Here is an 8,173-nt window from a genome sequence, read left to right on the forward strand (position 1 = left end):
TCTGGCGCGCATGTGGGCTGAAAGACACAGAAACGCGGAAACGCTGTTCTGTGTCTTTTTTCATTTTTGTGAGCAAACTTTGCGCTGTGCTGGCGAGCAATGCACAAGAAACCAAGGGGGTGGGCGGGTGGAGTGAATGCGACTGGGTTTTGTAAGGTTTTGTAGCTTTTTTGAGCCATGGAGAGACAATCGCCTGTTCGAATAAGGGTTTACCCTGATCCACCTCACCATGATTCAAAATATTTCCATAGGAAAACGGCTGGGCTTGGCGTTTGCTGTTCTGATTCTTTTCATCATCACGATGCTCGCCGTGGGCGCGTGGCGATTGCAAGGGGTGGCCGACGAGACCGAAGCCATGATGGCCAAGCCGCTGGCCAAGGAACGCCTCGTGTCCGACTGGTACCGCACCATTCACACCAGCGTGCGCCGCACGACTGCAGTGGCCAAAAGCGCCGATCCTTCGCTGGCGACGTTCTTCGCCGCAGAAAACACCGAGGCATCGCGCCAATCCACCGATCAACAAAAGCAGCTGGAAAGCCTGCTGGAGACCGCCGAGGAAAAAGCGTTGTTTGCCACGCTGTCGCAGGCCCGCCAGCAGTACATCGCTGCCCGTGACGCCGTCAGCAAAGCCAAGGCGGCCGACCAGGCGGCCGAGGCCGAGCGCCTCTTCAGCACCGATTTCCAGCCCGCAGGGGCTCGCTATCTGGACAGCCTGCAGGCGCTGCTGGACCAGCAGCGCGCCAGCATCAACACGGCGGCGGCCACCATCCGCAGCGGTTATGAACGGGGCAGCGCACAGTTGCTGGCCCTGGGATTGGCCGCCATCGTGGCGGCCATTGCGCTGGCCGTGGTCATCACCCGCAGCATCACCCGCCCATTGCACCGCGCCGTGAGCGTGGCAGAAACGGTGGCCGGCGGCGACCTGACCATGCACGTTGGCAGCAACGCACAAGACGAAACCGTCCAGCTGCTGCGGGCGCTGGACGCCATGGGCGCGCGGTTGCGCGACACCGTCGGCCAGGTCCGCCATGGTGCCGAGAGCATCGCACTGGCATCCAGCGAGATCGCCAGCGGCAACCTGGACCTGTCCAGCCGCACCGAAGAACAAGCCAGCGCGTTGCAGCAGACAGCGGCGTCGATGGAGCAAATGACCTCCACCGTGCGCCAGAACGCCGACAACGCGAGCCAGGCCAACCAGCTGGCCCAATCCGCATCCGACATGGCGGTGCGCGGCGGCAAGGTCGTTGGCGACGTGGTGACCACCATGGGTGACATTCACATCGCATCGCATCGCATCGCATCGCGCAAGATCGTGGACATCATCGGCGTGATCGATGGCATCGCCTTCCAGACCAACATCCTGGCGCTGAATGCTGCAGTCGAAGCCGCCCGTGCGGGCGAACAAGGCCGTGGTTTTGCCGTGGTGGCCAGCGAGGTGCGCACGCTGGCCCAGCGCAGCGCCTCGGCCGCCAAGGAGATCAAGGGCCTGATCGATGAGTCGGTCAAGCAGGTGGACGCAGGCAACCGCCTGGTGGAGGAAGCTGGCACCGTGATCAGCGACGTGGCGGCCGGTGTGCGCCGCGTGACAGACATCGTGGGCGAAATCAGCGCTGCGAGCCAAGAGCAGACCCGTGGCCTGGAGCAGGTGAATCTGGCCATCTCCCAAATGGACCAGGTCACCCAGCAAAATGCCGCACTCGTGGAAGAAGCCGCAGCCGCCACCGGGTCGCTGGAATCACAAGCCACACAACTGGTACAGGCCGTGGCCGTGTTCCGCATCCATTCAAATGCCAGCGCGCAAAGCCCACTGCGGCTGATGGCCTTACATCTTGACTCCCTGCTGTCCTGACGCTGGTTCAACTACATAATTGATAGCTGCCAGCGCAATACCATCAAGCGCTAGAGGCCAATTTTGCTTAAAGATGCAAGAGACGTTGGTGCGCCCTACACTGGCCGCATCACCATGCTCACCGCAGCCTGTGGTTGATTGCCCCACAACGGTTTTGTCGCAGCGATCCATTACCACCATGTCCCTCACCTCTTCGCTGACGATTGACCCGACACGCTGCCCGCTCTGCGGCCGCAGCAATCGGTGCGCCGTCGAAGCCGGGGGGGCCGCGCAGGGCTGCTGGTGCATGACCGCGCCCATAGCACCCGAGGCGCTGGCCCCCATTCCCGCCGATCAACGCAACCTCGCCTGCCTGTGCCCGGAGTGCGCTGCGGCATCGCCTGTGGCGCCGGTCGGGCCATCAGAACCAACGGTGGGCCCAGCTGGCGGGCCCGGTGCGTCGATATGATGGCGACCTGTTTTTCGCCAACCTCCAAAGGACCCGGATATGCCCACGTACCACATCGAAATGATGGAAGGCCGCACCATCGAGCAAAAGAAGAAGCTCGTGGAAGAGATCACCCGCGTGAGCGTCGAGATCCTGGGAGGTTCGCCCGAGTCGGTGGATATCCTGATCATCGACATCAAGCGCGAGAACTGGGCCACCGGCGGCAAGCTGTGGCTGGACCGCACTGCCTGATCAAGCCGTTCCTCTGCCGTCCTCTCCCTCCTGTTTTTCAGTTGAAGCGCCCGCGTTGAGCCATCCATGAAAGCATCCTCGGGGTCGTTGTCCTTGTTGCGCGAGAGGTACGGCGAGCGTTACCGCTGGCTCGTGCTGTTGTCGGTCATGGTGGGAACCATGGCGTCGATCATGTCGTCGACCATCGTGAACGTGGCGATTCCGGACATGAGCCACTACTTCACACTGGGGCAGGAGCGCGCGCAGTGGGTCAGCTCGGGTTTCATGGTGGCCACCACCGTTTCGATGCTCACCACGCCATGGTTGTTGGCGCGGTACGGATACCGCGCCACCTATGCAGGTGCCATGTTGCTGCTATTGCTTGGCGGCGTGGGCGGCGGACTGGCGCAGGATTTTGGGCTCGTGCTGGCGGCTCGGGTCGCCGAAGGGCTTGCGGCAGGCGTGGTGCAACCCATTCCTGCGGTCATCATCCTTCACGCATTCAAACCCCATGAACAGGGCCGCGCCAGCGGGGTCTTTGGCATGGGCGTGGTGCTTGCGCCAGCCATCGGGCCCAGCATTGGCGGTCTGCTGGTGGACTGGTTCGGCTGGCGCTCGATTTTTTTTATGGTCGTGCCGCTGTGCCTTGTGTCGCTTTGGCTGGCCTACAAGTTCATTCCCGTGACGGCACCGGGTGGTGTGAAAGCAGACCGGCAAGGCGATGCGCTTGACTGGCGGGGCTTGGTGCTGGGCACCATGGGGACGCTGTGCCTGCTCAACGGTCTGGTGTCTCTGCACGGGGGCTCGGCCGGCGAGGCTGAGGCACTTTTGCTGGGGGCTGTCGCTGCCGTGGCATGTTTTATTGCGTGGCAATACAGACTGATCCACCAGGACCGCAAGCCGCTGATGGACCTTCGCCTGTTCCAATACAAGCAGTTCGCGATGGGAAGCGTGGTGGCGTTTATCTACGGCACCGCTTTGTTTGGCTCCACCTACCTGTTGCCGGTTTTCATGCAGTTGGGCCTGGAGTTGTCCGCGTCGATGGTTGGCACGCTCATGCTGCCCGCCGGGCTGGTTCTCGCGGCCACCATCGCCTTGGTGGGCCGGCTCGCAGACCGCCAACCCGCCCACTTGCTTGTCAGCGTCGGCTTGGCCCTGTTGGCTTTGTCATTTGGCCTGATGGTTTTCGTCAGCCTGGGGGCTTCGCTGTGGATCCTGGTTGCCTTCGCCATCTTGGGGCGAATCGGCCTGGGGTTCATCCTCCCGTCGCTGAATCTCGGCGCCATGCGCCCACTCGAGAAATCCCTGATTTCCCAAGGTTCCAGCACCATCGGCTTCCTGCGCATGCTGGGCGGCGCTGCCGGCGTGAGCCTCTGCGGCATCGTGCTGGAGTGGCGCCTGGTGGCCCACGGCGTATCACTCGTCCCGGGGGCCAGCAACCCCGCCCGCGTTGCCGCATTTGGAGAAACTTTTCTGATGCTGATGCTGCTGTGTTGCCTGGCTCTGGTTGCGGCCTTGCAACTGCGCGAGGTCAAATCCGCCCCCTGACGCTATAGCCAGCCAGCTAGTCCGTATTGATCAAGGTGCAATGGCCTTTGAGGGCACATGCGTGTCATGTTTGTTGCGCCCTCGACACGTTGCCCCCCTTTCCGCGTCATCGACCGCCAGCTCACAGATCACGGACGGGGGCTTGCCACAACGGTGGCAAGCGCTGCAATATTCAAATCCTTTGAAAGGCAATCCAAGTCATGTGCCAACTGCTCGGTATGAACTGCAACGTCCCCACCGATGTGGTCTTCAGCTTTTCTGGTTTTGCGCAACGCGGCGGAAGAACCGACAGCCACAGTGACGGTTGGGGGATCGCCTTTTTTGAGGATAAGGGGCTCAGGCACTTTGTCGACCACCTGGCAGCTGCGGACTCTCCGGTGGCTGAGCTCATTCGACGCTACCCAATCAAAAGCCAGAACGTCATTGCGCACATCCGCAAGGCGACACAAGGCTCCGTCAATCTTCAAAACTGCCACCCCTTCGTGCGTGAATTGTGGGGGCGCTATTGGGTTTTTGCGCACAACGGGGATTTGAAGGATTTTCGCCCCCGGCTGCACGGACACTTTCGCCCTGTCGGGGACACCGACAGCGAGCACGCGTTTTGCTGGTTCATGCAGGAACTGGCCAAATCCCATGCCTGTGTGCCGTCCATCTCCGAGCTGACCCTGACGCTCAAGGAACTCGCAGCGCGTTTGTCGTCTGCGGGCACCTTCAATTTTCTGCTTTCAAATGGTCAGGCCTTGTGGGCTCACGCCTCGACCCATCTGCACTACATCGAGCGACGGTACCCATTTGGGCACGCACAACTCAGCGATGAGGACTTACGACTGGATTTTTCAAAAGAAACGAATCCCACCGACGAGGTCGCCATCGTCGCCACCAGCCCACTCACAACGAATGAAAAATGGACTGCCTTGGCCCCGGGGGAACTGCTGGTCTTTACGCAAGGCCGCAAGGTGCTTTAGATTCACCTTGAGGCGTCATCTGGGCTGACGCACGAAGGTTTTCAGCAGAGGATCCGTCGCGTTTGGCGTACCTGTAGATTTACTGTCAGCCGGGAGGCACTGTCACCTGCGCCTGGTTGAGCGATTAGCTTGGCATGAGCACGCTCTTACTCAGTGTGGGTCAAGTGCTGATCCTAAAATGCTGTTCCCCAAACGCAAAACCCCCCAGTCCTTTGGAGACTGAGGGGTATTGGGGCTATAAGAGCCTGACGATGACCTACTTTCACACGGGAACCCGCACTATCATCGGCGCAAAGTCGTTTCACTGTCCTGTTCGGGATGGGAAGGAGTGGTACCAACTTGCTATGGTCATCAGGCATAACTTGGTGTCGAACTGCTCTGAGAGCAGGCCAACGAATTCATAGAGTTTGGAATCAGATTTTTATGTCTTTTGACTGCGTCAACTTGGCATAACAATCTTTGAGCGTCTCACCTGTTGGAGAGAACGACTATCAAAGTTATAGGGTCAAGCCGCACGAGCAATTAGTATCAGTTAGCTTAACGCATTACTGCGCTTCCACACCTGACCTATCAACGTCCTGGTCTTGAACGACTCTTTAGGGGGCTCAAGGCCCCGGCAGATCTCATCTTGAAACGAGTTTCCCGCTTAGATGCTTTCAGCGGTTATCTCTTCCACACTTAGCTACTCGGCAATGCCACTGGCGTGACAACCGATACACCAGAGGTGTGTCCACTCCGGTCCTCTCGTACTAGGAGCAGGCTTCCTCAAATCTGCAGCGCCCACGGAAGATAGGGACCAAACTGTCTCACGACGTTTTAAACCCAGCTCACGTACCTCTTTAAATGGCGAACAGCCATACCCTTGGGACCGGCTACAGCCCCAGGATGAGATGAGCCGACATCGAGGTGCCAAACACCGCCGTCGATATGAACTCTTGGGCGGTATCAGCCTGTTATCCCCAGAGTACCTTTTATCCGTTGAGCGATGGCCCTTCCATACAGAACCACCGGATCACTATGTCCTGCTTTCGCATCTGCTCGACTTGTCAGTCTCGCAGTTAAGCACGCTTATGCCATTGCACTATCGTCACGATGTCCGACCGTAACTAGCGTACCTTCGAACTCCTCCGTTACGCTTTGGGAGGAGACCGCCCCAGTCAAACTGCCTACCATGCACTGTCCCCGATCCAGATAATGGACCTAGGTTAGAACCTCAAACACACCAGGGTGGTATTTCAACGTTGGCTCCACAAGATCTAGCGACCCTGCTTCAAAGCCTCCCACCTATCCTACACAGATCTGTTCAAAGTCCAATACAAAGCTACAGTAAAGGTTCATGGGGTCTTTCCGTCTTTCCGCGGGGAGATTGCATCATCACAAACATTTCAACTTCGCTGAGTCTCAGGAGGAGACAGTGTGGCCATCGTTACGCCATTCGTGCAGGTCGGAACTTACCCGACAAGGAATTTCGCTACCTTAGGACCGTTATAGTTACGGCCGCCGTTTACTGGGACTTCAATCAAGAGCTTGCACCCCATCATTTAATCTTCCAGCACCGGGCAGGCGTCACACCCTATACGTCCACTTTCGTGTTTGCAGAGTGCTGTGTTTTTATTAAACAGTCGCAGCCACCGATTTTTTGCAACCCCGTTGGGCTCGCCTTGTACAGGTTCACCTACTTGGGGCATACCTTCTCCCGAAGTTACGGTATCAATTTGCCGAGTTCCTTCTCCTGAGTTCTCTCAAGCGCCTTAGAATACTCATCTCGCGCACCAGTGTCGGTTTGCGGTACGGTCGTCAATAGCTGAAGCTTAGTGGCTTTTCCTGGAAGCAGGGTATCACTCACTTCGTCTGCAAGCAGACTCGTTATCACCCCTCATCTAAGCCCGGCGGATTTGCCTACCAGGCACGACTACAGGCTTGAACCAACATATCCAACAGTTGGCTGAGCTAACCTTCTCCGTCCCCACATCGCACTATTGATCGGTACAGGAATATTGACCTGTTTCCCATCAGCTACGCATCTCTGCCTCGCCTTAGGGGCCGACTCACTCTACGCCGATGAACGTTGCGTAGAAAACCTTGCGCTTACGGCGAGGGGGCTTTTCACCCCCTTTAACGCTACTCATGTCAGCATTCGCACTTCTGATACCTCCAGCATCCGTTACCAGACACCTTCACAGGCCTACAGAACGCTCTCCTACCACGTGCAATAAATTGCACATCCGCAGCTTCGGTAACTGGCTTAGCCCCGTTACATCTTCCGCGCAGGACGACTCGATCAGTGAGCTATTACGCTTTCTTTAAATGATGGCTGCTTCTAAGCCAACATCCTGACTGTTTTAGCCTTCCCACTTCGTTTCCCACTTAGCCAATTTTAGGGACCTTAGCTGGCGGTCTGGGTTGTTTCCCTCTTGAGTCCGGACGTTAGCACCCGGTGCTCTGTCTCCCAAGCTGTACTCTGCGGTATTCGGAGTTTGCATAGGTTTGGTAAGTCGCCATGACCCCCTAGCCTAAACAGTGCTCTACCCCCGCAGGTAATACTTGAGGCACTACCTAAATAGTTTTCGGAGAGAACCAGCTATTTCCAAGTTTGTTTAGCCTTTCACCCCTATCCACAGCTCATCCCCTAGTTTTGCAACACTAGTGGGTTCGGACCTCCAGTACCTGTTACGGCACCTTCATCCTGGCCATGGATAGATCACTTGGTTTCGGGTCTACACCCAGCGACTGATTCGCCCTATTCGGACTCGATTTCTCTACGGCTTCCCTATTCGGTTAACCTTGCCACTGAATGTAAGTCGCTGACCCATTATACAAAAGGTACGCAGTCACCCCTAAGGGCTCCTACTTTTTGTAAGCATGCGGTTTCAGGATCTATTTCACTCCCCTCCCGGGGTTCTTTTCGCCTTTCCCTCACGGTACTGGTTCACTATCGGTCGATTACGAGTATTTAGCCTTGGAGGATGGTCCCCCCATATTCAGACAGGATTTCTCGTGTCCCGCCCTACTTTTCTCTAGCTTAGTACCACACGTCTGTTTTCGCATACAGGGCTATCACCTGCTATGGCCGGACTTTCCATTCCGTTTTGCTAACAGTCGTGCTATCACTAGAAGGCTCTTCCGATTTCGCTCGCCACTACTTTCGGAATC

At 57.5% G+C, this 8,173-nt stretch carries 5 protein-coding genes and 2 rRNA genes (1 of these 7 only partly in view); 5 read left to right on the forward strand and 2 right to left on the reverse strand.

All coding sequences use genetic code 11. The features are described 5' to 3' along the window. Positions 1–229 precede the first annotated feature (229 nt). From KI609_RS21060 to KI609_RS21080, 5 genes are all read left to right on the forward strand, one after another. On the forward strand, positions 230–1,849 hold the full coding sequence (locus KI609_RS21060; protein WP_226445477.1) for a methyl-accepting chemotaxis protein: 1,620 nt from the start codon (positions 230–232) through the stop codon (positions 1,847–1,849). Between the two features lie 178 nt (positions 1,850–2,027). Continuing rightward, positions 2,028–2,297, forward strand: a complete 270-nt coding sequence (locus KI609_RS21065) for a cysteine-rich CWC family protein (RefSeq protein WP_226445478.1) — start codon at positions 2,028–2,030, stop codon at positions 2,295–2,297. A gap of 39 nt (positions 2,298–2,336) precedes the next feature. Then, on the forward strand, positions 2,337–2,528 hold the full coding sequence (locus KI609_RS21070; RefSeq protein ID WP_226445479.1) for a 4-oxalocrotonate tautomerase: 192 nt from the start codon (positions 2,337–2,339) through the stop codon (positions 2,526–2,528). 66 nt (positions 2,529–2,594) lie between these two features. Beyond that, positions 2,595–4,055 (forward strand): MFS transporter, encoded by a 1,461-nt coding sequence (locus KI609_RS21075; RefSeq protein ID WP_226445480.1) that lies wholly within the window; start codon positions 2,595–2,597, stop codon positions 4,053–4,055. 200 nt (positions 4,056–4,255) lie between these two features. Next, complete coding sequence (locus KI609_RS21080; RefSeq protein ID WP_226445481.1) at positions 4,256–5,020, forward strand: class II glutamine amidotransferase; 765 nt, start codon at positions 4,256–4,258, stop codon at positions 5,018–5,020. Between the two features lie 243 nt (positions 5,021–5,263). Here KI609_RS21080 and rrf read toward each other — a convergent pair. Together rrf and KI609_RS21090 are read right to left on the reverse strand one after the other, a co-directional pair. Then, positions 5,264–5,376: ribosomal RNA gene (rrf, locus tag KI609_RS21085) — 5S ribosomal RNA — on the reverse strand. Between the two features lie 145 nt (positions 5,377–5,521). Then, positions 5,522–8,173 (reverse strand): 23S ribosomal RNA (locus tag KI609_RS21090); it runs 227 nt beyond the window's last position.

This window comes from Acidovorax radicis (genome assembly GCF_020510705.1).
In the GTDB taxonomy this organism is placed as follows: domain Bacteria; phylum Pseudomonadota; class Gammaproteobacteria; order Burkholderiales; family Burkholderiaceae_C; genus Acidovorax; species Acidovorax radicis_A.